Consider the following 24,812-nt stretch of genomic DNA (forward strand, 5'->3'; position numbering starts at 1 on the left):
GGATTGTCCCCGGTGCCTGGTTCTCAGGCTTCGTCGGGTGTCCGGGGCGGCCTAGCGTTGCGGGATGCCTCCAGAGCCGCCCCCTCCGCCGCCGCGACGTCGTCTGCGGTTGAGCATCGGGGCGGGCGTGGTCCTCGCGCTCGTCGTGCTCTCGGCAGCGGTCGGCTTCGGCATCCTGCGCGGCCAGGCGGAGCCGGTGGATTCCCTGCCGCTGGCAGAAGCCGGTGCGACTGCGGGCCCGACGGGTGAGCTCTACGTGCACGTGCTGGGCGCGGTCGCGCACCCGGGGCTCTACGTGCTCGATCTCGATGCGAGGCTGGTGGATGCCCTTGCGGCAGCAGGAGGCACGACCGACGACGCCGACCTGGCGGCGGTGAACCTTGCGCGTGTCCTCGCCGATGGCGAGCAGATCGTCGTGCCCACGGTGGGGGCGACCTCGGATGCCTCGGGCGGCGCGGCGCCGGGGGACGACCGCATCGACCTGAATGCCGCTGACCAGGCGGCGCTCGAGACCCTGCCGCGCATCGGGCCGGCACTCGCGGAGCGGATCATCGCCTGGCGCGACGAGAACGGGCGCTTCGCCTCGGTGGACGATCTGCTCGCCGTGCCGGGTATCGGCGAGAAGCTGCTGGCCGGCATCCGCGAGGCCGTGCGCGTATGAGGCCACGCGATCTGCGTCTGCTGCCGCTCGCGGCCGCGGTGTGGTGCGTGGCCCTCTTCTGCGTGTTCGTCCCGGGGTCGGCGTGGGGGAGCGCGGCGATCTGCGGGATCGCCGCCGTGTCCGTTCTCGGGGCGTTCTGGTGGCGGCGACGTCATGGCGGGCTCCATGCCGGCGCAGGACTTCTGATGGTGACACTGGCCGCGGGTGCCGCGGTGGCGATGTCGACGGGGTTCGCCTCACCCGCGCGTGACCGCATCGCGGAGTGGGACGGACGCGTGGTCGAGGTGGTCGCCGCCGTGACATCGTCGGCGTCGACCGGTCAGGACGGACGGCTCTGGTTCGAGGCCGTCTCGATCGACGTCGGACCGCCGGGGCAGGCGAGGCCGCTGGCGGCACCCGTGCGGATCGGCATCGACCCGGCCGACGGCTTCGACCTCGGAGCGCGGATACGCGTCACGGGAGAGGCAGCCGCGACCGATGCGGGTGAGCGCTCGGCGCTGGTCGTCTTCGGCGGCGAGGCCGAGGTGGTCTCGCCGGCAGCGGGCGTGTTCGGTGCCGCGGCGGCGCTGCGGCTGGCGTTCGTCGAGCGCTCGCTTCGGCTGCCCGATCCGGGTTCCGGCCTGCTTCCCGGACTCGCTGTGGGAGACACCCGGGCCGTGACGCAGGAACTGACCGACGACATGCGCACGAGCGGGCTCAGCCATCTCACGGCGGTCAGCGGTGCCAACTGCGCGATCGTGGTCGGGGCCGTGTTCTGGCTGACCGCGCTGTGTGGTGGAGGGCGGATGCTGCGCGTCGTGCTGGCGGCGATGGCGCTGGCCGGATTCGTGGTGCTCGTCACTCCCGAGCCGAGCGTCATCCGTGCAAGCGTGATGGCCGGCGTGGCGATGCTGACCGTGCTGCTCGGAAGACCGACTGCGGGCGCGGGCATGCTCGCGCTCTGCGTCGTCGGTATCCTGCTGGCCGACCCGTGGCTGGCCGCGACACCCGGCTTCGCCCTGTCCGTCGTTGCGTCCGGGGCGCTGATCCTGCTGGCGCCGCCACTGAGCCGCGGGATGACGCGATGGATGCCCGCGCCGGTGGCGCTGGCGATCGCCGTGCCGCTCGCCGCGCAACTCGCCTGCGGGCCCATCATCGCCCTCTTCGCCGAGCAGCAATCGCTCATCGGGATCGCCGCCAACCTGCTCGCGGCGCCGGCCGCGCCCGTCGCGACGGTGATGGGATTGCTCGCGTGCCTCGCCGCACCGATACCGCCCCTCGCCGACCTGCTCACGGCATCAGCCTGGCTGCCGGCCGCATGGATCGCGACGACGGCGACGACGACCGCGCAGCTGCCCGTCGCGCAGATCCTGCTCCCGGCCGGGCTCGCCAGCGCGCTGCTGGTGCTCGTGGTCAGTGCCTCGCTGGCGGCCGTGCTGATCGCTCGGCGCGGCGCCTTCCGACCACGGATCGCTCGGGCGATCGCGCTGGCTCGACAGGGCGCAGCGGGTGTCCTCATCGTGGTGCTGTCCCTCGCCGGCGCGCATCTCGTCCTGTCCGGCCCGCTCGCGAGTTCCACCGCGCCGGACGGCTGGTCGATCGCCGCATGCGACGTGGGGCAGGGCGACGCGCTCCTCGTGCGCTCCGCCGGGCAGGTGGCGCTCATCGACACGGGGCCGGAACCGGGTCCGCTGGCCGAGTGCCTGGCGTCGCTGGGCATCCAGCACGTCGACCTGCTCGTGCTGTCGCACTTCGACCTCGATCATGTCGGCGGAACGGCGGCGGTCTTCGGAAAGGTCGATGCGGTGCTGCACGGCCCCACGGCGGAGCCGGCCGACGAGAGGCTCCTGGACGACCTGGTCGCGGGCGGAGCGCGTCTCACACCGGCTTCAGCCGGCCTGCGGGGCCGTCTGGGGTCCGCCGCGTGGCGGGTGCTGTGGCCGATCCGGGACTCCGCGGCCTTCCCGCCCGGCAACGACGCGAGCGTGGTGGTCGACTTCGACGGCGGGGGAGTACCCCGCTCGCTCTTCCTCGGAGACCTCGCGGCCGAGCCGCAGCGCATGCTGCTGCGCACGGTGCGGCTCGGGACATATGCGGTGGTGAAGGTCGCCCATCACGGCAGCGCGGATCAGGATCCGGGGCTCTACGAAGCCGTGCGGGCGACCGCGGCGATCTTCAGCGCCGGAGCCGAAAACGACTACGGTCATCCTCGGGATGCGGCGCTCGACATGCTGACCGCCGCCGGCGCCCACAACCTGCGCACCGACACGCAGGGGCGCATCCTGCTCGGCATCCGCGATGAGGAGCTGCAGGTCTGGACGGAACGGTGACCGGGACCGTCGCCGTGTCCCCGGCCCCCGGTAGTCTGGATCCATGGCAGCTTCGCGTCCCCCCTCCCGTGGCGGCGCGAAGGCCGGCAAGATCCCCCAGGTGTCGTGGCGCGAGCCGCATCCGGCACCGCTGGTGCTGGTCTTCGGACCCGAGGAGATCTGCGCCGAGCGCGCGATCGCGGGCGTGCGCGATTATCTTCGCGCCGAGGATCCCTCGCTCGAGGTCAGCGACGTGCGCGCCGACGACTACGAACCCGGCACACTGCTGTCGCTCACCTCGCCGTCCCTGTTCGGCGAGCCGCGGCTCGTCCGCGTGTCCGGCGTGGAGAAGTGCACCGACGCGTTCATCCAGGAGGCGGTGTCGTACCTCGACCATCCTCAGGAGGGCGCGACCGTCGTGCTGCGGCACACCGGCGCGAGCGTCCGCGGCAAGAAGCTCCTCGACGCGCTGCGTGCCGGGAACGGCGGCGGTATCGAGATCGCGGTGCCTGCGATCAAACGCGACAGCGATCGGGTCGACTTCGCGGCGGGGGAGTTCCGCTCCGCGAAGAAGCGCATCGCGCCTCCGGCGCTGCGCGCACTGGTCTCGGCCTTCGCCGACGATCTCACCGAACTGGCGGCGGCCTGCCAGCAGCTGATCGGCGACGTCGAGGGCGACATCTCCGAAGACACCGTCACCCGGTACTACGGCGGGCGGGTGGAGGTCTCGGCCTTCGTCGTCGCAGACACGGCGATCGCCGGTCGCTACGGCGAGGCGCTGATCGCGCTGCGCCATGCGCTGTCGTCCGGCGCCGACCCCGTTCCGATGGTGGCCGCATTCGCCATGAAGCTCCGCACCATGGCGCGAGTGGCGGGCAACCGCGAACCCAGCAGGCAGCTGGCTCAGCGCCTCGGCATGAAGGACTGGCAGGTGGATCGTGCACGGCGCGACCTCGCCGGGTGGAACGAGCGCTCACTCGGCATGGCGATCCAGGCGACTGCGCGGGCCGACGCCGAGGTCAAGGGCGCGGCGCGCGACCCGATCTTCGCGCTCGAGCGGATGGTCACGGTCATCGCCACACGGGAACCGTTCGGCGCGTGACACCGCCGGTGCAGACATCGGGCAACGAAAAAGCCCGCCTCGAGGAGGCGGGCTGATTCAGAAGCTGATGCTCAGAGAGCGGAGACCTGCTTGGCGAGTGCCGACTTGCGGTTCGCGGCCTGGTTCTTGTGCAGAACGCCCTTGCTGACGGCCTTGTCGAGCTTGACGGCGGCCTTCTTGAGGGTGGCCTCGGCGGCGGACTTGTCGCCGGCAGCGACAGCCGTCTTGGTCGAGCGGATGAGCGTCTTGAGCTCGCTCTTCACGGCCTTGTTGCGCTCGTGAGCCTTCTCGTTGGTCTTGTTGCGCTTGATCTGCGACTTGATGTTTGCCACGTGTGGACACTTTCTGTACAGGAGTGATGGGAATGCCGGCAGCAGAAGAGGGCTGCTGCACAGCGGTCGTGAGGGAAGAACCCACACGCAAGCCAAGAGTCGAGTCTATCAGCAGACGGCTCGATCACGCGAAACGACCACGAGAAGCGACACTGAGTCGCGGATCTGCTGGTACCGGGTGCAGAATCAACGGTATCCGGACACCGATGTCGAGGAGCCACATGACCGCCGTTCCCACCCGATCGCCCCTGCCCACCGGACTCCGCTGGTCTGCCGCGACGTCCGCCTTCCAGATCGAGGGGGCTCGCGACGTCGACGGCCGAGGCCGATCGATCTGGGATGAGTTCCTCGAGGCCCCCGGCGCGATCACGGACGGCTCCACGGCCGATCCGGCCTGCGACAGCTATCGGCATCCCGAAGCTGACGTCGCTCTCGTCGCCGGTCTCGGTCTCGATCGCTACCGCTTCTCGATACCGTGGGCGCGCGTGCAGCCCGACGGTCGCGGCATGGCGAACACCGTGGCACTCGATCACTACTCGCGATTCGTGGATCGCCTGCTGGAGGTCGACGTCGTTCCGTTCCCGACCCTGTATCACTGGGAGATGCCCAGCGCGGTCGAGGCCGACGGCGGATGGCTGAGCCGCGATACGGTCGAGCGCTTCGCCGACTATGCGGCGATCGTGGTCGACAGCCTGGGCGATCGCGTCGCGCACTGGTACACGCTGAACGAACCGGCGATGACCACGCTGCAGGGCTACGCGGTCGGTGCGCTGGCCCCGGGGCGACAACTCCTCTTCGACGCCCTGCCGACGGTGCACCACCAGCTCCTCGCGCATGCCCGCGCCGCCCAGGTCATCCGCGCCCAGGTCATCCGCTCCCGGGCCTCCGCACAGGTCGGCCTGGTCAACAACCACACCTGGGTGCTGCCGCTGAACGACACAGCGGAGGACCGCGACGCCGCAGCCCTCTACGACCTGATCCACAACCGGGTGTTCAGCGAGCCGCTCCTGGCCGGCGAGTATCCGGATCTCGCGGCCTGGGGCCTCCCTGCGATGCCTGTGCAGGACGGCGACCTCGATGCGATCCGCGCGTCGATCGACTTCTACGGCATCAACTTCTACAACCCGACCACCGTCACCGCCGCCGATGCGTCGAGCCCCATCCCGTTCGACATCGTGCCGACACCCGGCGTTCCCGTCACGGGCTTCGGTCCCGAATGGCCGATCATGCCGGTGGCGCTGCGCGATCTGCTGGTCGACCTGCACGCGCGGCATCCGCTGCTCCCTCCCGTCATCATCGGGGAGAACGGCGCTTCCTTCCCCGAACCCGACCGCGCCGCGCGCGTGGAGGATGCCGATCGCATCGCGTATCTCGCCGGCCACATCGCGGCCGTGGGAGAGGCGATCGCCGCGGGAGTCCCCGTGGAGGAGTACACGGTGTGGTCTCTCCTCGACAACTGGGAATGGGCGGACGGCTACACGCAGCGCTTCGGTCTCGTCCACGTCGATTTCGCGACGGGGGAGCGCACCCCGAAGGCGTCGTACGACTGGTATCGGGACCTCATCGCCGGTGCCCGCTCCGCAGCAGCAGCTCGGGAGGAGACACGATGAGCGGTGCGACCAGGGCCGGCGCGCGGTGGATGTCGCTGTTCACGCTGGCGTGGCTCGCCATCTGGACCGTGCAGTTGACGCCCGTGCAGCTCCTCCTGCCTCTCCAGCTCGACACTCCGGAGGACGACTGGATCCGCGGCGTGGTCTCCTCGGGGCTCGTCCTCGGGATCGGCGGACTTGCCGGCATCGTCGCGGGGCCGGCGGCGGGAGCGCTCTCGGATCGCGCTGCCGCCGGACGGCACCGCCGGCGGCCCTGGGCCCTCGGCGGCGTCTGGCTCACCGCCGTGTGCCTCGTGCTCACCGGATTCGCGAGCGGCCCCTGGGCGGTGGGAGCCGGATGGGTGGGCGTCTCGATCGGCGTCGCCGTCTCCTCCGCCGCCTTCACCGCGCTGATCGCGGATCAGCTGCCCACCACACAGCGCGGCGCCGCGGCTGCCGCCGTCGGATCGAGTCAGGCAGTCGGCATCGTGCTGGGTGTCGGCCTCGTCGTGCTCCTCGGTCTCGGCATCGTCGCCGGATATCTCCTGCTCGCCGGCATCATCGCGGTGATCGGCACGGCGGCGGCGCTGCTCCTGCCCGACCCTCCGGGGACGGCGGAGCTGCGGCCGAAGGGCGAAGGTCGAAAGACCCTCGCGTCGCTGCGCGACCGCGACTTCGCCTGGATGCTGTCCGGTCGGCTCGTGACCAACATCGGCAACGCGCTCGGCACCGCCCTCTTCCTGTTCTTCCTCCTGCACGGGCTCGGACAGCCGAGCGCCGTCGCGCAGGACAACCTGCTGCTGCTCATCCTCGTCTACACGGTGTTCGTGGTGATCGCCGCGGTGCTCACGGGCATCGTGTCCGATCGCACCGGCAATCGGCGCACGCTGACCGTCGCGGCGACGGTCGTGCAGGCGGCATCCGGTGTCGCGATCGCGCTCGTCCCGACGTTCGAGATGACGATGGTCGCAGCGGCGCTGATGGGGCTCGGGTACGGAGCCTTCTCGACCGTGGGGCTCGCCTTCGCCGCAGACCTGCTCCCCGACGAGCAGGACCACGCGCGCGACCTCGGCATCGTCAACGTCACCGCGGCGCTGGGGCAGCTGATCGGTCCGGTGCTGGGGGCGGCTCTCGTCGCACTCGTCGGTGGATTCTGGCTCGTGTTCGTCGCCGCCGCCGTGCTCTCGCTCGTCGGGGGCGCGCTCACCGCCTTCGCCCGCCAGCCCGCGCGGTCATGAGCGGTCGGCGGCGTCGATCGTCGCGACCGCCAGTTCCAGGACGGCGTTGAACACGCGTGGTCGCATCGCCGTCACGAGGTGCGTCGTCCGCGGTACGACGATGAGCTCGGCATGGGGCGCGAGGCGCTGGAACAGTCGTTCGTTCACCCGCAGCTGGTCGTACTGGCCGTTCACGAACCACAGGGGGATCGTGATCCGCTCGACGGCCGTCGCGACATCGAGGGTGGAGAGGCTGCGCAGCGCGGCATCCTGTGTGTCCAAGGCGTAGCCGCCGGCGGCGAAGTCGGAGCGGTTCTCGGCCGGGATGGTCGCTGCCAGCATGCGACGGGTGATCCACATCCCGCGATCCGGCAGCGAATCGACCGCGCGGAAGAGCAGCCGATAGGCGGAGAGACCGGCGCCGCGGGGGAGCGAGGTGCAGGCGGCAGCGACGACCCCGGCGACCGGAGGCGTGTCCGCCCCGCCCGCGTAGGTGAGCGAGAGCAGTCCGCCCATCGAATGGCCGACGAGAAGCACCGGTCCGTTCTCCGCGGCCGCTCGCACCGCGGCATCGATCGTGTGCAGCGCCTCGTGGAGGGTGAAGTCCTCCTGCATGCGGGAGCCGTGACCGGGAAGGTCGACCGCGGTGTACGCGTACCCGCGGGCATCGAGGTGGGCGAGCTGCGAGCGCCACATGGTCGCAGAGGTGCGGATGCCGTGCACGAAGACGATCTGGACGCTCACGCGTTCAGCATAAGGAAAGCGGGGCCGGTGGATGAACCACCGACCCCGCTGCGGGTCACTTCGACGAGCTTAGTGACCCGGGAGGATCACTTCTCCCAGCCGAGGTTCTCGACCGGGGTGACTCCGAAGAGGTCGAGACCCACGTAGGGCTCCGGGGTCAGGTTCGCCAGCCCCTTCTGCGCCACGTACACCGACGGACCGTTGTAGAGCGGGATGACGCCCCAGGTCTCCTCGATGATCTTCGGCTCGAGCTTCATCGCGGCCGCGGTCCAGCTCTCGGCGTCCTTCTGCGACTCGACCTCGTCAGCGATCTGCTTGTCGATGTCGGCGGTGCCCGTACCGGAGAGGTTCAGGCCGCTGTCGGAGCAGTAGATCTGGCACATCCAGGCCGGTCCGAACGGGTCGGAGTCGGTGAAGCGGAGACCGAAGATGTCCCAGTTCTTCGACGTGAAGTCGTCGGAGAAGTCAGCCGACGCGCGGACCTCGATCTGCACGTCGATGCCGATCTCCTTCTGCTGAGCCTGCAGCGACTTCGCGAGCGCCTCCTGAACGGGGCTGTTGCTGAAGATCGGGTAGATGACCGTGAACTTGACGCCGTCCTTCTCGCGGATGCCGTCTTCGCCCTCGACCCAGCCTGCGTCGTCGAGGAGCTTCTTGGCACCGTCGACGTCGTACTTCAGACCGGCCTCGCCGAACGCGTCGCTCCATCCGTCCTGGAAGGAGTACATGTTGAGCGAGCCTGCGGGGCCCTCTTCGTAGCCGAGGCCGTTCCAGGCGATCTGCTTCTGCTGATCGATGTTGATGCCCATGAAGAACGCCTTGCGGACCTCGAGGTCTGCGAACTGCGGCTTGTCGCCGTCGACCATGAGAACCGTCTTGGCGGTCTGCTGTGCGCGACGGACGACAGCGCCGTCGACGTCCTCGACCTGGGCCAGACGCTCCTGGCTGCCGGCCTCGACCTGGTCGATCTCACCGTTCTTGAAGGCGTTGATCGCGGCGTCGTCTTCCAGAGCCGTGAACGTCACCTTGTCGAGGAGCGGAGCGTTGCCCCACCACTCGGGGTTCGGCTTGAACGAGACGAAGCCCGCGTTCGCGTCGAACTCGTCGACGGTGTAGGGACCTGCACCCCACTCGGCGTTGAGGTTGCCGATGTACGCGTTGTTGAACGTCTCGACGTCGGCGTGCTTCGGGTTCAGGACGCCACCCGTGAGGAACGCCATGGAGGGCCAGGCGTAGATGCCGTCGAAGGTGACCACGGCGGTCTTCGCCGAGTCGCCCTGCTCGACCGAGGTGATCTGCTTGTAGCCGTCGGTCGCGTTCGGGTTGAAGCCCTCGTCGTACGAGCGGTTCGCCTTCCACGTCGCGTCGATGGCGGTCCAGTCCATGTCGGTGCCGTCGTTGAAGTGGGCCTCGTCCGTGAACGTGAAGGTCAGCGTGGTGTTGCCGCCGTCCTCGCCGATCTCGTAAGCGTCGAGGTACGCGTCGTTCTTCGTGACCTCGCCCTCCGGCGAGACCAGGAGGAGCTGCGGCATGTAGTAGTACCAGAGGCGAGCGGTGTCGGCGCTGGCGTCGCTGTTGAAGGCGTTCAGCTGCTCGGGAACCTCGTTGATCTCGAAGTTGACCTCGCCGCCCTCCTTCAGGTTCTCGCGGGGCTGCGGGTTGTAGTCCGCTGCCTTGGTCTCGACGGTCTCGCCGCCGCCGTTGTCCCCGCCGCCGGTGTTACCGGAGCCGCTCGCGCAACCCGCGAGGGCGAGTGCGAGGGCGCCGCTGATCGCGATGGCCCCCAACAACTTCTTGTTCTTCATGGTGCTCCTTCCGCCTTTCGGCGATTCATAAAGGGAAGAATAGTTCGACGGCTTCCGAACCACAGCGGGCGACAGTGAATACCGCCTAACCGTTATCGGACGGTGACCCATGCTCTCCGGCATCCGGTCCCAGGCTCGTTCAGGCGAGGACGGGGCGGGTCGTCATCGTCTCGGCATCGAACACGACACGCTGGCGTGTGCGCTCGATGTCGGGGTCGGGGACCGGGATCGCCGAGAGCAGCGCCTTCGTGTAGGGATGCTGCGGGTTCTCGAAGACCTCGTCCACGTCGCCGTGCTCGACGAAGTCGCCGAGGTACATCACGGCCACGCGGTCGGCGATGTGGCGCACCACCGAGAGGTCGTGCGCGACGAAGAGGTACGAGAGCCCCAGCTTCGCCTTGAGCTCGTCGAGGAGGTTGATCACGCCCGCCTGGATCGAGACGTCGAGCGCCGAGACCGGTTCATCCAGCACGACGATCTTGGGGTTGGTCGACAGGGCACGGGCGATGCCGATGCGCTGCCGCTGTCCACCGGAGAACGCTTGCGGGAAGCGGTCGCTGTGCGCGGGGTTGAGGCCGACGAGGTCCATCAGCTCATCGACCCGGCGGTGCGCCTCCTCCTTGGGGGTGCCGATCGCGAAGAGCGGCTCCGAGATGATGTCGGCGACCGTCATACGCGGGTCCAGCGCTCCCATGGGGTCCTGGAAGACGATCTGGATGTCGCGGCGCAGCTGACGCTCGACCTTGTGGCTGTGGATGTCGTTGACGCTCGTGCCGGCGATGACGATGTCGCCGTCGGTCTGCTTGACCATGTCCATGATCTGCAGGAGGGTCGTGGTCTTGCCGCTGCCGGATTCGCCGACGATGGCCATCGTCTCGCCCTCGCGCACGTCGAAGCTGACGCCCTTGATGGCGTGCACCTCGCCGACCTTGCGCTTCAGGAACGCGCCCTTGAGAAGGGGGAACGTCTTGGTGAGGTTCTTGACCTCGAGGGTGATCGGACGCTCCTCGCGCGGGAGCTTCGCCAGCGGGCTCTCCGGCACCTCGCGCACGGGGTACACGGGGATGCCGCCGAGGAGGCCGCCGTCCTCGATCTCGTGGGCGCGGATGCACGCGGCGCGGTGCTGGTCGCCGGAGCCGGTCGCGACCGGAAGGAGCTCGGGCTCCCTGGTGCGGCACGCGTCCATCACGATGGGGCAGCGGTCGGCGAACGGGCAGGCGTCCGGCAGGTTGATCAGCAGCGGCGGGTTGCCCTTGATCGGGGTGAGAGGTTCCTTCTCCGCCTTGTCGACGCGCGGGATCGCGCCGAGCAGGCCGATCGAGTACGGCATCCGGGTCTTGTGGAACAGCTCGTGCACGGGCGCCTGCTCGACAGGCTTCCCCGCGTACATCACCATCACGTCGTCGGCCGTGCGGGCGACGACGCCCATGTCGTGGGTGATCATGATGACAGCGGCGCCGGTCTCCTGCTGCGCCTTCTCGATCAGATCGAGGATCTGCGCCTGGATCGTCACGTCGAGTGCGGTGGTCGGCTCGTCGCAGATGATGAGCTTCGGGTTGTTCGCCATGGCGATCGCGATCACGACGCGCTGGCGCATGCCGCCGGAGAACTCGTGCGGGAACGACTTCATCCGTCGCTCCGGCTCGGTGATGCCCACGAGCTTGAGCAGCTCGACCGAGCGGTTCCAGGCATCCTTCTTCGACAGGCTCCGATGCACGGTCAGTGCTTCGATGAGCTGGTCGCCCACCGTGAACACGGGGGTGAGAGACGTCAGCGGGTCCTGGAAGACCATCGACATGCCGTTGCCGCGGATCACGGAGAGCTGCTTGTCGGTCATGCCGAGAAGCTCCTTGCCCTCGTACATGATCGACCCGGTGACCTTGGCGTTCTCGTCGAGGAGCCCCATGATCGCGAGCGAGGTGACGGACTTGCCCGACCCGGATTCGCCGACGATCCCGAGAGTCCTGCCGGCCTCGAGATCGAACGAGACACCGCGGACGGCCTCGACGCGTCCCGCCTCGGAGGCGAAGCTGACGGTGAGATCGCGGACGGAGAGTACGTTGCTCATGCTCGGCCTCCAGCCGCAGAGGTGGGATCGAGGGCATCGCGCAGGCCGTCGGCGACGAGCGCCATCGACACCGTGAGAAGGGTGAGCGCGGCCGCGGGGAAGTAGAACAGCCAGGGCGACGTGATCAACGAGCTCGACCCGGCGCCGATCAGCGCGCCGAGGGAGACATCGGGGATCTTGACGCCGAACCCGAGGAACGACAGGCCGGTCTCGGCCACGACCGCGTTGACGACGCCCAGGGTGAAGTTGATCACGAGGAGCGATCCGATGTTCGGCAGCAGGTGGCGCAGGACGATGCGGAAACCGCGCACGCCCATGTACCGGGCGGCGCTCACGTACTCGCGCTCGCGCAGCGACAGCGCGAGAGTCCAGATCACGCGGGCGGGGAAGTACCAGCCGATCACGAAGATCATGATGAGCGCGATGACGCGCCAGTCGCCACCGGACTTGTTGGAGATCATCGCCAGGATGAGGAACGAGGGGATCACCATCATGAAGTGGATGACGAGCAGGGCGATCCGCTCGGTCCAGCCGCCGAAGTAGGCGGCAGCGGTGCCGACGAGCGCCGAGACGATGGTCACGCCGACCGATACGGTCACCGCGATCATCAGCGAGCGCTGCAGCCCGACGGCCACCTGGGCGAAGAGGTCGTTGCCGGCGTTGTTGGTGCCGAACCAGTGCTCGGCCGTGGGGCCGGTGCTCAGGGCGAGGAAGTCGAGCTCGACGTGGTCGTAGCGCGCGATGAGCGGTCCGAAGATCGCGAAGAGCACGAGCAGTGCGAAGATGACGAGGCCGGCGACGGCGCCCTTGTTGCGGGCGTAGCGCCGCGAGTACAGCGTCCACTTCGACAGGCGGCGAGTCGCGACGCGCGTCGTCTCGGGGCCGGCGGGGCTCGGCGCTGCTTCGACGGTGGGGTCGATCATTTCCGAGGTCATGTCAGCTCACTCTCACTCGAGGATCGAGCACCACGACGGCGACATCGGCGAGGATCGCGCCGATCGCGGTGAGGACGGCGCCGAAGGCTGCGACCGCGACCGTGCCGTGGACGTCGTTCTTGGTGATGGTCTCGATGAAGTACTTGCCCATGCCGTTCCAGGCGAAGATCGTCTCGGTGAGGACCGCGCCGGTGAAGATCGCGGGAATGGTGAAGGCGACCTGTGTCGCGACGGGGATCAGCGAGGTGCGCAGGGCGTGCTTGCGGATGGCCTGCTGCTTCGTCAGGCCCTTGGCCCGTGCCGTGCGCACGTAGTCGGCGCCGATGTTGTCGAGCAGGAGCGAGCGCTGCAGGAAGTGGATGCCGGCGTAGCCGACGAGCACGAGCGCTATCGTCGGCAGCGTCAGATGTTGAAGGACGTCTATGAGGACCGGGAAGAACCCTTCGACTCCTCGGCTCGCGTTGCCCGTCACGTAGAAGATGCGGATGCCGGTGGCGTTGTTCAGGCCGATCGCGAGGAGCACGATCGCGAAGGCTGCGACGACGATCGGGATGTTCATCGTGATGATGCTGGTCGCCTGGCCGATCCGGTCGGCGAGCTTGTACTGGCGCGAGGCGGTGTAGACGCCCAGCGCGATCCCGAGGACGGTCGTGAGGATGGTCGCACCCAGCACGAGCTCGGCGCTGACCCACATCCGGTACGCGACCTGCTCGTTGACCGAGCCGCCCGTGGGGCTGACGCCCCAGTCCCAGCGGAGGAGGATGCCGGTGAGCCAGGTCCACCACCGCTCGATGAGCGGGACGGTGTCGCTGAGGTTGCGCGGCGCGAGCGTGTGGACGATCTGCTCTTCGGTCAGCGGCGGACGTCGGCCCACGTAGTTGCTGCGCGGATCGAGGAAACCCCACGCCAGGAAGTACGTGATGTTCGTCGCGACCACGATCATGAGCAGCCAGCCGAGTGCACGGCGCACGAGATACTTGATCAAGGTGATGATTCTTTCTCTTTTACAGAGATGCGCGGGATCGCCGACGCAACGCTGAGCCGGGTAGACATTCAATCACCATCCACCTCTTTGCGCGACGCGACGCCCTGCACGAGGTCTGTGACGGAGTCCTATCGCTCTCGGGATCCGGTGTCACGGATTGCTCCCGGGCAACCTGGGCAGAATATCACCGCATCGGGCGAATCGAGCATTAGCCTGCCCTGACCGTAGAATCGACGGGACATGTCACCACGCGCCCTCACACCTCTTCAGCCTGCCGCGACGCCGCCTGCGCAGATCCGCAATTTCTGCATCATCGCCCACATCGATCACGGCAAGTCGACCCTCGCTGACCGCATGCTCCAGATCACCGGGGTGGTGTCCGACCGCGACATGCGGGCCCAGTACCTGGACCGCATGGACATCGAGCGCGAGCGCGGCATCACGATCAAGAGCCAGGCGGTGCGGATGCCGTGGCAGATCGAGGGCGAGACCTTCGCGCTCAACATGATCGACACCCCCGGTCACGTCGACTTCACCTACGAGGTGTCCCGCTCGCTCGCCGCGTGCGAGGGCGCCATCCTGCTCGTCGATGCGGCGCAGGGCATCGAGGCGCAGACGCTCGCGAACCTCTACCTCGCCCTCGAGAACGATCTGCACATCATCCCGGTGCTCAACAAGATCGACCTCCCCGCGGCCGACCCCGAGAAGTACGCGAAGGAGCTCGCATCCCTCATCGGCGGCAAGCCGGAAGACGTCCTTCGCGTCTCCGGCAAGACCGGCGTGGGTGTGGAGGAGCTGCTCGACCGGCTCGTCAAGGAGATCCCCGCGCCCACCGGCGATGCGGATGCTCCTGCCCGCGCGATGATCTTCGACTCCGTCTACGACGCCTACCGCGGTGTCGTCACCTATGTCCGCATGGTCGACGGCAGCCTCGCTCCGCGCGAGCGCATCCAGATGATGTCCACCGGCGCGAACCACGAGGCGCTCGAGGTCGGGGTCTCCAGTCCCGAACCCGTCCCGTCGAAGGGTCTGGGCGTCGGCGAGGTCGGCTACCTCATCACCGGCGTCAAGGACGTGCGTCTGTCGAAGGTCGGCGACACGGTCACCACGGCGCGGAAGCCCTCGACGCAGGCCCTTCCGGGGTACACCGACCCGAAGCCCATGGTGTTCTCGGGCATCTACCCGATCGACGGCAGCGACTACGCCGACCTGCGCGAGGCGCTCGACAAGCTCAAGCTGTCCGACGCGTCGCTCGCATACGAGCCGGAGACCTCGGTCGCTCTCGGCTTCGGCTTCCGCTGCGGCTTCCTCGGGCTGCTCCATCTCGAGATCATCACCGAGCGTCTCGAGCGCGAGTTCGGGCTCGATCTCATCACCACCGCACCCAGCGTGATCTACGAGGTGCTCACCTCCGACACGGGGGAGACCGTCACGGTCACCAACCCGAGCGAGTACCCCGACGGACGGATCGGCTCGGTCTCCGAGCCCATGGTGAAGGCGGCGATCCTGCTGCCGAAGGACTACGTCGGCACTGTCATGGAGCTCTGCCAGGGGCGTCGCGGCTCTCTGCTCGGCATGGAGTACTTCTCCGAGGAGCGCGTCGAGCTGCGCTACAACATGCCGCTCGGCGAGATCGTCTTCGACTTCTTCGATCAGCTGAAGTCCAAGACGCAGGGCTACGCCTCCCTCGACTACGAACCGTCGGGCCAGCAGGAGGCAGACCTCGTCAAGGTCGACATCCTCCTCCAGGGCGAGAAGGTCGACGCGTTCAGCTCGATCGTGCACCGCGACAAGGCCTATGCCTACGGGACCATGATGGCGGAGCGTCTGCGCAAGCTGATCCCGCGCCAGCAGTTCGAGGTGCCGATCCAGGCCGCGATCGGTGCGAGGATCATCGCCCGCGAGACGATCCGCGCGATCCGCAAGGACGTGCTCGCGAAGTGCTACGGCGGTGACATCACCCGCAAGCGCAAGCTCCTCGAGAAGCAGAAGGAGGGCAAGAAGCGCATGAAGATGGTCGGCCGCGTCGAGGTCCCCCAGGAGGCGTTCATCGCCGCGCTGTCCGGAGACGTCGAGGGCAAGGACAAGAAGTAGGGATGCGCCTCCCGGCATACGAGCGCGGTCTCACCCGCCGATCGCTCGAGAACGTGCCGGAGGGGATGCGCGGTGCCGAGCACTCCACGGTCGTGCCGCCGGAGTCGGTCGTCGCGGTCGCCGCGCTCGTCCGCTCGTGGGAGTTCAAGCGGCGCGCCGGCTTCGAGGTTCCCGCGGGTAGCCCCGCCGCTGACGCGGAGGGCGTGCTCGCGAAGCGCGTCCTCGGCATCCGCTTCGTCGAGCCGATCAGAGTCGTGTGGGCGGACGAACGCGGGTTCGGCTACGAGACGAGGCCGGGGCATCCGATCTACGGCGAGGAGTCTTTCCGGATCGACGAGCGGGGAGTGTTCACCGCGCGGTCGATCTCGCGCCCGTCGTCCTTCTTCTGGCTGCTGATGTCTCCGGCGCTCCGCTTCCTTCAGCACCGTACGCACGCGCGCTACGTCCGCATCGTGCAGGACGCCGCGGCTCACCGCCCTCGACAGGCTCAGGGCCCCACGCGAGGCTGAGCTCATCCACGGAGGTTCGCCTCCTGGGTCGCTGAGCTCGTCGAGGCGTCGCCGGCTGACTGGTTCGCCTGGTGCTGGGTCGCTGAGCTTGTCGAAGCGTCGGGGGCTGGCTGGTTCTGGTGCTGGGTCGCTGAGCTTGTCGAAGCGTCGGCCCCTCGCGACCTGGAGAGCGCCGGGAGGTCCTGCCCCCTCAGTTCGATCAGAGCGATCTTCTTCGCACGACTCCAGCCTTGGATCTGCTTCTCCCGCCCGAAGGCTGCATCGACGGTGTCGAACTGCTCTGCGTAGACGAGCACCACGGGGCGACGCTTCCGGGTGAAGCGTGCGGCATAGTCCTCATCGTTGTTGTGCTCCCAGACTCGTGATTCCAGATCGCCGTTCGTGCTTCCGGTGTAGAAGCTGCCGTCATCGCACCGGAGGATATACGTCCATGCCATGGCCAATGGTGCCGCTATTCCGGGGACGAGATCGTTACGGCTGTGGATAACTCGCGGGCCCTTCGACAGGCTCAGGGTCCCAGGGTTGGGCCCTACGACAGCTCAGGATCCCGGGATGTGACCTCGCGCGGCGCGTGGGGGTGAACCCTCAGGGAACCCGAAGTAGGCTGGAACTCATGCGGCGCGGGACTTTCCGAGACGACACGGTGGACTATGCGGCCGTGGGTGCGACCCACGCGCCCGATCTGATGCAGTACCCACCGGAACGCAGCATCCCTGCCGAGGAGTCGTGGCGCATCGGAAGCGGCGCTGAGCGGTTCCAGATCGCCGGCGAAGCGCTCCTCTCGTGGACGGCGCAGCGCGCGGCCGGCCTCTCGGTCGACGATCTCCGCCCCGCCCCGGGACCGGCCTACGCGGGCGTGAGCTTCGATGCCGAGGGCAACCCGATCGCTCCCAGCAAGCACGATGTCGAGCCGCGCTACGACGCCGAGGGCACGCCGTTCGTCGGAGCAGGCATGACGCTGCACCTCAAGGGGCGCATCGGCGGCATGCGCGCCGACTCCGAGCTCCGCGTGATCTCGGTCACGGAGGAGACCCGGCGCATCGGATTCGTGCTCGGCACCGTCGGCGGCTCGGTCGTCAGCGGCGAGGAGTCGTTCGACGTCGAGTGGCGCGAGGACAACGACGAGGTGTGGTTCACCGTGCGCGCGTTCGACGCGCCGAATTCGCTCCTCTACCGCACGGTGCCCGCACTGGTGAAGCGCCGTCGACGCGAACTGTTCGCCCGCTACCTCCGCGCGATCTCCCCGCTCTACGCGACGCCCGTCTGATGTCGAGACAGCACTGATGGCGGGACCGCTCCCGCTCGGCGATCCGGCGCCCTCGGACGGCAGGCTGCCCGACGATCTTCCGGTCGATCCGAGCGTGCCGTTCTCCGCCTACCTTCACGTGCCCTTCTGCCGGGTGCGCTGCGGGTACTGCGACTTCAACACCTACACGTCGAGCGAGCTGCGGGGAGCCAAGCAGGAGGACTACGCCTCTACGCTGATCGGGGAGATCGATCTCGCACACCGTGTGCTCGGTGACGCCGGTGCCCTGCGGCCGATGGACACCGTGTTCTTCGGCGGCGGCACGCCGACGCTGCTCCCGGCGGGTGATCTGGCGCGGATGCTGGACGCCGCGGCATCCGCGTTCGGCCTGGTCGACGGCGCCGAGGTCACGGTCGAGGCCAACCCCGACACGGTGACCCCCGGCGTCGCGCGCACGCTCGCGGACGCCGGGGTCACGCGGCTCTCGATCGGCATGCAGTCCGCGGTCCCGCACGTGCTCGCCGCGCTCGATCGCACGCATCGCCCGGAGAACGTGCGCACGGCGGTCGCCGCGGCCAAGGATGCGGGCCTCGCGGTCAGCGTCGACCTGATCTACGGCGCGCCCGGCGAGTCGCTCGGCGACTGGGAGGCATCGCTCGATGCTGCGCTCGAACTCGACTCGGACCACATCTCGGCCTACGCCCTGATCATCGAGGACGGGACGAAGCTCGCGAGGCAGATCCGACGCGGAGAGGTCCCGACGCCCGACGACGACCTGCAGGCCGACATGTACGAGCTCGCCGATGCCCGCCTCGCCGCGGCCGGCTTCGACTGGTACGAGGTGAGCAACTGGGCGCGTGCCGCCCACGGTCGCACCGCTGAGGAGAACCGCTCACGGCACAACCTCGCCTACTGGCGCGGAAGCGACTGGTGGGGGTTCGGACCCGGTGCACACAGCCATGTCGCGGGGCTGCGCTGGTGGAATGTGAAGCACCCCGCCGCGTACGCCCAGCGCCTCGCCGCATCCGAATCTCCCGCCGCCGGCACGGAGCGACCTGATGACGACTCCCGCCTGCTGGAGCGGATCCTGCTGCTCAGCCGCATCCGCGAGGGGATCGCGATCGACGAGGTGCCGCCGGCGAACCGCACGCGGGTCGCCGGGCTCATCGCCGACGGGCTGGTGGATCCGGTCGCCGCAGTGAAGGGGCGCGTCCAGTTGACGCTCCGAGGTCGGCTCCTCGCCGACGCGGTGGTGCGCGAGCTGACCGACTGACTCAGCCCGGCAGCAGGTCCAATCCGGTCGTCCGCCGCTGCGGCACCGTCGCGCTGATCGTGTCGAACACGCGCGTCCGGCGCTCGGGGCCGAACACCGGCCACCCGGGATCGCCGGTCTTCACGAAGGCGATCCACGACGCGTGCATCTCTGCGGCGAGCTCTCGCGGCGCATCCGGCCCGGCGAGACGCTGCGCCTCGGGATCGTCGAGGCGATCGAAGACGAATCCGAGTTCGAGCGCATGCGCCGCGCGGAGGTCGCGCACCGGGCTGTTCCACGCGAACTCGTACACGTAGGTCGGCGCCGTCCGCTTCTGTGCGAGGCGCGTCAGCGGAGCCCGCAGCAGCACGTCGGTGGCGAGCTGTCCGAAGATCTCGCCGGTCGACGCACCGGGGAACTCCGCACGATACGCCCGTACGGCAGCGCGCGGGATCCGCAGGGCGAGACGGGCCGCGAGGAGCTTCAGTTCGCTGATGCCGTCGAGCGCGGCCGGCGGGAACCACAGCCGGTACTCGTCGGTGTTGCTGCCGATGAGCAGTGGCGTGCCGATCTCGGGGAGGACCTCGTGCGGGGAGCGGGGGAGGGTCTCCGCGTCGATCGCGAACTGGAAGCCGGGGGCGCCGCCCAGCGGAGAGGAACCGGCGGCGTGCTGCCGCCTGGTCTCGAGCAGGCTGTCGGGGGAGATATCGGCGAAGGCCTCGCGATCGGGGCGGACCCCGAGCCGCTTCGCGAGCTGCACCGATATCCGGCCGGCCTTCCGCGGTGTCTGCGCCTCGAGCGGTCCGGATTCGATGATCGCGCGCGCGATGAGCGCGCGGGATGTCTCCTTCGCCAGGAGCCCGGCCACGATCGCTCCGCCTGCCGACTCGCCCATCACCGTGATCCGCGTCGGGTCGCCGCCGAACGCCTCGACCTCGCGGTGGATCCAGGAGAGGGCAGCGGCCGCATCCTCCAGGCCGAGGTTGCGGGGAGCGCCGTCGAGCACCGAGAAGCCCTCGGATCCCAGCCGGTAGTTGATCGAGACGAAGACGATCCCCGCGCGTGCGAAGCGCGTGCCGTCGTAGAGTCCGAGGGCCGCCGTGCCGCGTTCGAGGGCGCCGCCGTGGATCCAGAGCAGCACGGGCGCAGCCGCGGCATCCTCCGGTGCCCAGACGTTCGCGGTGAGGATGTCGTCGCCGTCGATGCGGACGCTGCCGAGGAGTTCGCCGATCGGACCGGGGTACGGCAGCTGCGGGGGAGTCGGACCGAAGTCCACCGCCTCGCGGATGCCGTCCCACGCCGCTGCCGGCTGCGGTGCGCGGAACCGGTTCGACCCGAAGGGAGCGGCGGCGTAGGGGATGCCGAGGAAGCGGCGGACGCCGGCGTCGAGAGTTCCGCGGACGATGCCGCCGGAGAGTATCGCGGTGGGCGTCGTCGTCGTCATGAGCGCCATCCTAGAGGGCGCCTTTCGGGGTATACCCGGCTGCGCGGGGTAGGATTGGCACTCGGGGCATCAGAGTGCCAGCGAGCGTCCGAGTGTCAGCGGAAGGGGAAGGCGATGGTCTCAGAGCGAGGACTCCAGGTTCTCCGTGCGATCGTGCAGGACTACGTCGAGACTCACGAGCCCGTCGGCAGCCGCTCCATCGTGGACCGCTACTCGTTCGGTGTCTCGGCGGCGACCATCCGCAACGACATGGCGCTGCTCGAGGACGAGGAGCTGATCACGGCTCCGCACACGTCGTCGGGCCGGGTCCCCACCGACAAGGGCTATCGCGTCTTCGTCGACCATCTGGCGCAGCTGCGGCCGCTCAGCGTCGCCCAGCGCACCGCCATCGAGTCGTTCCTGACCGCTCCCACCGACCTCGACGATCTGATGATCCGCACCGTCCGCGTGCTCACGCAGCTCACCGGTCAGGTCGCGCTCGCGCAGTACCCGTCCTTCGCCCGTGCGCACATCACGCACCTCGAGCTCGTGGCGCTCTCTCCCAACCGCGTGCTGATCGTCCTCGTCACCGACGCGGGCGGCGTCTCGCAGCGTTTGACTCCGCTCCCCGTCGACGTCGACGAGGCCGACACCGCGGTGCTCCGCGCGCGACTCTCGGCCCTGATCACGGGACAGGCGGTGAGCGATGCCGCCGAGCGGCTGCAGAACCTCGTCGCCGCCGACGACCAGACGAAGGACATCGCGCTGCGCACGCTCGCCGCCGTCGTCATCGAGGAGCTCGGCGAGTTCCGCCAGGAGCGACTGGTCATGGCGGGAGCCGCGACGCTCGCACGGCGCGAGCAGGACTTCCGCGGCAGCATCCACCCGATCCTCGAGGCGATCGAGGAGCAGGTCACCCTGCTGCGGCTGATGGGCGAGATGGTGACCGACGAGCATGGGCTCGGCGCGAGCATCGGCACCGAGAACGAGCCGTTCGGTCTCGGCGAGGCATCCATCGTCGCCAGCAACTACGCCGCCCCCAGCGGCACGGCACGGGTCGGCGTGATGGGGCCGACGCGCATGGACTATCCGAGCAACCTCGCGGCGGCGCGGGCGGTCGCCCGCTACCTGTCGCGGATGCTCGACGAGGACGAGGCCGGTCGCTGAGGCGACGGCCACGAGAGACACACGCAGAAAGGCGATTGTGGCGGACCACTATGAGGTTCTCGGGGTGTCCCGAGACGCTTCCACCGATGAGATCAAGAAGGCGTATCGGCGCCTCGCGCGGCAGCTGCACCCGGATGTGAACCCGGGCGACGAGGCCGCCGAGAAGTTCAAGCTCGTGACGCACGCGTACGACGTGCTCAGCGACGACGACTCGCGACGGCGCTACGACATGGGCGGCGGAGACGGGGCTGCGGGCAACTTCCAGGGCTTCGGCGGCTTCGGAGACATCTTCGAGACGTTCTTCGGCGCGGCTCAGGGCGGCGGCCGCGGCGGGCGCCCTCGCTCGCGTCGTGAGCGGGGCCAGGACGCGCTCGTGCGCGTGACGCTGGACCTCGGCGACGTCGTGTTCGGCGCGCATCGCGACATCGAGGTCGACACGGCCGTGCTCTGCGAGACCTGTCAGGGCTCGTGCTGCCAGGAGGGCACCTCGCCCGTCACGTGCGACATCTGCGGCGGTTCCGGACACGTGCAGCGCCAGGTGCGCAGCCTGCTCGGCAACGTCGTGACCTCCCAGCCCTGTGGCACCTGCGAGGGCTACGGCACCACGATCCCGTTCCCGTGCGGAACCTGCGGCGGCCAGGGGCGCGTGCGCTCGCGCCGCACCGTGTCGCTCGACATCCCGGCAGGCGTCGAGACCGGACTCCGGCTGCAGCTCCCGGGCTCCGGCGAGGTCGGCAAGGCGGGCGGCCCCAACGGCGACCTGTATGTCGAGGTGACCGTGAACGCGCACCAGGCCTTCAGTCGAGAGGGCGACGATCTGCTCGCGACCCTCGAGGTGTCGATGACGGATGCGATCCTCGGCACCGAGACCTCGATCCAGGGACTCGACGGCGAGGTCGATCTGGAGATCCGTCCCGGCGTGCAGTCGGGCGACGTGCTGACGATCAAGGGCCGCGGCATCACTCCGCTGCGCGGTTCGCAGCGCGGTGACCTGCGGGTCGGCGTGCAGGTCGTCACGCCGACGAAGCTCGATTCCGCCCAACGTGCGCTGATCGAGGACTTCGCGAAGAAGGCGAAGGCTCCCGGTCCGCAGCTGGCGCAGTTCCAGCAGGGACTCTTCTCCAAGCTCCGCGACCGGTTCCGCGGGCACTGATCGTGGCGCTGCACTTCCTCGTCGAGTCGTCGACGGATGCCGGTGTCGGAGACGTCGTGTCGCTGACCGGTGCCGAGGCGAAGCACGCGGCCGTGGTGCGTCGACTCCGCGTCGGCGAGGTAGTGACGGTCGGCGACGGCGCCGGAGTGTGGCTCGCGGGCGTCGCCGAAGAGGTGGCGCCGTCACGCGTCGACGTGCGCATCGAGGAGCGAGTCGAGCATCCGGCGCCCGCGCCGCGGCTGGTCCTGGTGCAGGCGCTGGCGAAGGGCGATCGAGACGAGCTCGCCGTGCAGGCCGCATGCGAGCTCGGCGTCGACGAGATCGTGCCGTGGCAGGCCGGCCGCAGCGTGTCGCGCTGGGAAGGCCCGAAGGCCGTGAAGGGGCGCGAGCGCTGGTCGACCATCGTCCGAGAGGCGGCGAAGCAGGCGCATCGCGCCTGGGTGCCCGAGGTCACGGCTCCGGCGACCACGAAGCAGCTCGCCGCGCGGGCGAGCACCGACCGCGTGCTGCTGCTCGATCCGACGGCCCCGGTCCGGCTTTCGGCTATCGAGCCGGATGGCCGCGATCTGGTGCTGGTGGTCGGCCCCGAGGGAGGCATCTCCGATGAGGAGCTCGCCCTGCTGACGGATGCCGGTGCGGAGCGCGTGCTCCTCGGCGAGACCGTGCTGCGCACCTCCACCGCCGGCCCTGCCGCCGTCGCGGTGCTGTCGGTCGCGCTCGGGCGCTGGTGATCACGGACCCACGGGCCGGAGTACGTGCCGGTCAGTAGACTTGACACCATGACGGAACCCTCGATCTTCACGCGCATTCTGAACGGGGAGATCCCCGCGGAGATCCTCGGCGAGACCGATCGCGTCTTCGCGCTGCGCGACATCGCGCCGCAGGCGCCGGTGCATCTTCTCGTGGTGCCGAAGTCGGCCGAGTACCGTGACGTCGCCGAGCTCGCTGCCGGCGATCCGTCTCTGCTCGCCGAGATGATCGCCTTCGCGAAGGAACTCGCGGCGACGCACACCGACGACGGCGACTTCCGCCTCGTCTTCAACACCGGCGCGAACGCCGGACAGACGGTGTTCCACGTCCACGCGCATGTGCTGGCCGGCGGACTGACGGAGAAGAGTGTCGGTGCCTGAGAATCACGAGCCCCAGGAGCGGAGTCTGGGCGGACAGACGCCCGAGTCGGTCGAGAAGATCTACGCCGACGGCGTCGCGATGGTGCAACTGCTCGGTCCGCAGGACCGGCTGCTGCGCATGCTCGAGAAGGAGCACCGCGACGTGCAGGTCCTCGTGCGCGGCAACGAGATCACCCTGAGCGGCTCGCGGGAGGCCGTCGCCGGAGCCAAGAGCCTCGTCGACGAGCTGCTCGCGATGACCAGGGCAGGTCACGACCTCGCCCCGAGCGATGTCTCGAACTCGGCGCGGATGCTGCGCCAGGAGGGCGGTCCGCGTCCGAGCGAGGTGCTCGGCGAGGCGATCCTCACGACGCGCGGCAAGGTCATCCGGCCGAAGACGCTCGGGCAGAAGGAGTACGTCGACGCGATCGAGGAGAACACGATCGTGTTCGGCATCGGTCCGGCCGGAACGGGCAAGACCTATCTCGCGATGGCGAAGGCCGTCCAGGCGCTGCAGCGCAAGGAGGTCACCCGCATCATCCTGACCCGGCCTGCCGTCGAGGCGGGGGAGCGGCTCGGGTTCCTCCCCGGCACGCTCACCGACAAGATCGATCCCTACCTGCGACCGCTGTACGACGCGCTCAACGAGATGATGGACCCCGAGATCGTTCCGCGGCTCATGGCCACGGGCACGATCGAGGTCGCCCCGCTGGCGTACATGCGCGGTCGCACTCTGAACGACTCGTTCGTGGTGCTCGACGAGGCGCAGAACACCACGCCGGAGCAGATGAAGATGTTCCTCACCCGTCTCGGCTTCGGCACCCGGATGGTCGTCACGGGCGACATCACCCAGGTCGACCTCCCGCAGGGCTCCTCGGGCCTCCGGCTCGTCACGCGCGTGCTCGACGGCATCGAGGACATCCACTTCTCCCGACTCACGAGCGCCGACGTCGTGCGTCATTCTCTCGTCGGTCGCATCGTCGACGCCTACAGCGAATACGACGAGAAGCGCACCGCGCAGCGGTTCGAACGCGAGCAGGCAGCGGAGTTCGCCAACCGCGCCGACCGGCGAGGTGCGCAGCGCCCAGGACCCCGCGACCGGATGCCGAAACGAGGCCTCTCCTGATGAAACG

General features: G+C 68.9%; 22 protein-coding genes. 14 read left to right on the top strand and 8 right to left on the bottom strand.

Annotated elements, in window-relative coordinates; translation table 11 throughout:
- The first annotated feature begins 64 nt into the window (after positions 1-64).
- From LBN7_RS18225 to holA, 3 genes are read left to right on the top strand one after another with little or no spacing between them, the layout of a single operon-like run.
- The gene (locus LBN7_RS18225; RefSeq protein ID WP_341945242.1) at positions 65-661 is read left to right on the top strand and encodes a ComEA family DNA-binding protein; all 597 of its coding nucleotides are present in this window, start codon (positions 65-67) and stop codon (positions 659-661) included.
- A complete protein-coding gene (locus LBN7_RS18230; protein ID WP_407360442.1) occupies positions 658-2,970 on the top strand; it encodes a ComEC/Rec2 family competence protein in 2,313 nt (770 codons plus the stop codon). The genes LBN7_RS18225 and LBN7_RS18230 overlap by 4 nt, the downstream gene beginning before the upstream one ends.
- Before the next feature lie 43 nt (positions 2,971-3,013).
- On the top strand, positions 3,014-4,051 hold the full coding sequence (gene holA, locus LBN7_RS18235; protein ID WP_116636679.1) for a DNA polymerase III subunit delta: 1,038 nt from the start codon (positions 3,014-3,016) through the stop codon (positions 4,049-4,051).
- A gap of 71 nt (positions 4,052-4,122) precedes the next feature.
- Here holA and rpsT read toward each other — a convergent pair whose 3' ends face one another.
- Positions 4,123-4,383 carry a 30S ribosomal protein S20 gene (gene rpsT / locus LBN7_RS18240; RefSeq protein ID WP_116636678.1) on the bottom strand — a complete coding sequence of 87 codons (261 nt, stop codon included), beginning with the start codon at positions 4,381-4,383 and terminating at the stop codon, positions 4,123-4,125.
- A gap of 221 nt (positions 4,384-4,604) precedes the next feature.
- Between rpsT and LBN7_RS18245 the strand changes: the two genes are divergently transcribed.
- Positions 4,605-5,993, top strand: a complete 1,389-nt coding sequence (locus tag LBN7_RS18245) for a GH1 family beta-glucosidase (RefSeq protein ID WP_407360443.1) — start codon at positions 4,605-4,607, stop codon at positions 5,991-5,993.
- Positions 5,990-7,210: an MFS transporter gene (locus tag LBN7_RS18250; RefSeq protein WP_116636676.1), complete on the top strand. Its 1,221-nt coding sequence runs from the start codon at positions 5,990-5,992 to the stop codon at positions 7,208-7,210. The genes LBN7_RS18245 and LBN7_RS18250 overlap by 4 nt, the downstream gene beginning before the upstream one ends.
- Here LBN7_RS18250 and LBN7_RS18255 read toward each other — a convergent pair.
- The 5 genes from LBN7_RS18255 to LBN7_RS18275 all read right to left on the bottom strand — a co-directional run bounded on the left by LBN7_RS18255 (position 7,205) and on the right by LBN7_RS18275 (position 13,726).
- Positions 7,205-7,933, bottom strand: a complete 729-nt coding sequence (locus tag LBN7_RS18255; protein ID WP_116636675.1) for an alpha/beta fold hydrolase — start codon at positions 7,931-7,933, stop codon at positions 7,205-7,207. The genes LBN7_RS18250 and LBN7_RS18255 overlap by 6 nt on opposite strands.
- Before the next feature lie 86 nt (positions 7,934-8,019).
- Positions 8,020-9,738 carry an ABC transporter family substrate-binding protein gene (locus tag LBN7_RS18260; protein WP_116636674.1) on the bottom strand — a complete coding sequence of 573 codons (1,719 nt, stop codon included), beginning with the start codon at positions 9,736-9,738 and terminating at the stop codon, positions 8,020-8,022.
- A 139-nt stretch (positions 9,739-9,877) separates the two neighbouring features.
- Positions 9,878-11,806 carry an ABC transporter ATP-binding protein gene (locus LBN7_RS18265; RefSeq protein ID WP_116636673.1) on the bottom strand — a complete coding sequence of 643 codons (1,929 nt, stop codon included), beginning with the start codon at positions 11,804-11,806 and terminating at the stop codon, positions 9,878-9,880.
- A complete protein-coding gene (locus LBN7_RS18270) occupies positions 11,803-12,741 on the bottom strand; it encodes an ABC transporter permease (protein ID WP_243409003.1) in 939 nt (312 codons plus the stop codon). The genes LBN7_RS18265 and LBN7_RS18270 overlap by 4 nt, the downstream gene beginning before the upstream one ends.
- A 1-nt stretch (position 12,742) precedes the next feature.
- Positions 12,743-13,726 carry an ABC transporter permease gene (locus LBN7_RS18275; protein ID WP_116636671.1) on the bottom strand — a complete coding sequence of 328 codons (984 nt, stop codon included), beginning with the start codon at positions 13,724-13,726 and terminating at the stop codon, positions 12,743-12,745.
- A 240-nt stretch (positions 13,727-13,966) separates the two neighbouring features.
- Between LBN7_RS18275 and lepA the strand changes: the two genes are divergently transcribed.
- On the top strand, positions 13,967-15,820 hold the full coding sequence (lepA, locus tag LBN7_RS18280) for a translation elongation factor 4 (RefSeq protein ID WP_341945251.1): 1,854 nt from the start codon (positions 13,967-13,969) through the stop codon (positions 15,818-15,820).
- 2 nt (positions 15,821-15,822) lie between these two features.
- Positions 15,823-16,329, top strand: coding sequence for a DUF1990 family protein (locus LBN7_RS18285; protein WP_407360444.1), 507 nt, complete (start codon positions 15,823-15,825; stop codon positions 16,327-16,329).
- Positions 16,330-16,331: 2 nt separating this feature from the next.
- Here LBN7_RS18285 and LBN7_RS18290 read toward each other — a convergent pair whose 3' ends face one another.
- A complete protein-coding gene (locus LBN7_RS18290) occupies positions 16,332-16,766 on the bottom strand; it encodes a GIY-YIG nuclease family protein (RefSeq protein ID WP_407360445.1) in 435 nt (144 codons plus the stop codon).
- A 176-nt stretch (positions 16,767-16,942) separates the two neighbouring features.
- On the opposite strand from LBN7_RS18290, the gene LBN7_RS18295 reads away from it, so the two are divergent.
- Together LBN7_RS18295 and hemW are read left to right on the top strand one after the other, a co-directional pair.
- Entirely contained in the window at positions 16,943-17,596 is a 654-nt protein-coding gene (locus LBN7_RS18295; protein ID WP_116636667.1) for a DUF1990 family protein, read from the top strand.
- A gap of 16 nt (positions 17,597-17,612) precedes the next feature.
- On the top strand, positions 17,613-18,848 hold the full coding sequence (gene hemW, locus LBN7_RS18300; RefSeq protein ID WP_407360446.1) for a radical SAM family heme chaperone HemW: 1,236 nt from the start codon (positions 17,613-17,615) through the stop codon (positions 18,846-18,848).
- 1 nt (position 18,849) lies between these two features.
- On the opposite strand, the gene LBN7_RS18305 is transcribed toward hemW, so the two are convergent.
- A complete protein-coding gene (locus LBN7_RS18305) occupies positions 18,850-20,271 on the bottom strand; it encodes a carboxylesterase/lipase family protein (RefSeq protein WP_407360447.1) in 1,422 nt (473 codons plus the stop codon).
- Positions 20,272-20,385: 114 nt separating this feature from the next.
- On the opposite strand from LBN7_RS18305, the gene hrcA reads away from it, so the two are divergent.
- The 5 genes from hrcA (at position 20,386) to LBN7_RS18330 (ending at position 24,805) form a co-directional block, all read left to right on the top strand.
- Positions 20,386-21,417 carry a heat-inducible transcriptional repressor HrcA gene (gene hrcA / locus LBN7_RS18310; protein WP_341945255.1) on the top strand — a complete coding sequence of 344 codons (1,032 nt, stop codon included), beginning with the start codon at positions 20,386-20,388 and terminating at the stop codon, positions 21,415-21,417.
- Positions 21,418-21,454: 37 nt separating this feature from the next.
- Positions 21,455-22,570, top strand: coding sequence for a molecular chaperone DnaJ (gene dnaJ / locus LBN7_RS18315; RefSeq protein ID WP_116636663.1), 1,116 nt, complete (start codon positions 21,455-21,457; stop codon positions 22,568-22,570).
- 2 nt (positions 22,571-22,572) lie between these two features.
- Positions 22,573-23,301: a 16S rRNA (uracil(1498)-N(3))-methyltransferase gene (locus tag LBN7_RS18320; protein ID WP_407360448.1), complete on the top strand. Its 729-nt coding sequence runs from the start codon at positions 22,573-22,575 to the stop codon at positions 23,299-23,301.
- 48 nt (positions 23,302-23,349) lie between these two features.
- A complete protein-coding gene (locus LBN7_RS18325) occupies positions 23,350-23,700 on the top strand; it encodes an HIT domain-containing protein (RefSeq protein WP_116636661.1) in 351 nt (116 codons plus the stop codon).
- A 79-nt stretch (positions 23,701-23,779) separates the two neighbouring features.
- The gene (locus tag LBN7_RS18330; RefSeq protein ID WP_243409007.1) at positions 23,780-24,805 is read left to right on the top strand and encodes a PhoH family protein; all 1,026 of its coding nucleotides are present in this window, start codon (positions 23,780-23,782) and stop codon (positions 24,803-24,805) included.
- The last annotated feature ends 7 nt before the right edge of the window (positions 24,806-24,812 follow it).

The organism is Microbacterium sp. LBN7 (assembly GCF_045690345.1).
Lineage (GTDB): Bacteria > Actinomycetota > Actinomycetes > Actinomycetales > Microbacteriaceae > Microbacterium.